Origin of the sequence: Mesorhizobium sp. M1C.F.Ca.ET.210.01.1.1, assembly GCF_004791585.1 — a bacterium.
In the GTDB taxonomy this organism is placed as follows: Bacteria; Pseudomonadota; Alphaproteobacteria; order Rhizobiales; family Rhizobiaceae; genus Mesorhizobium.
Genome location: NZ_SRUU01000169.1, coordinates 1 through 321 on the forward strand (window position 1 = coordinate 1; position 321 = coordinate 321).

The 321-nt window shown below is 69.2% G+C and carries 1 pseudogene; it reads left to right on the forward strand.

The window, feature by feature from the left end:
• Positions 1-321: pseudogene (locus EN853_RS33435) on the forward strand (RNA methyltransferase); the annotation flags it as partial.

Consider the following 321-nt stretch of genomic DNA (forward strand, 5'->3'; position numbering starts at 1 on the left):
GGCAAGCTTGGCGACCACCAGCGCCGCATCGTCTCCAACTTTGTCATGGCCGAGGGCCTCGCCAGGCTTTCCGCCGACGGGGAGATCATCGTCGAGCCGAGGAAACCGGTGGTGCAGTTCGGACCGGTCGCCGTCGCCGTGCCGCCCGGCGCCTTCCTGCAGGCGACGGAGGCCGCGGAACAGACGATGGCGAGCCTTGTCGGCCAGCATCTGGCGCGTGCGAAGAAGGTCGCGGATCTGTTTGCCGGCTGCGGCAGCTTCGCGCTTCGGCTGGCGGCGAAATCCGAGGTTCATGCCGTCGAGGGCGACGGTCCGGCGCTC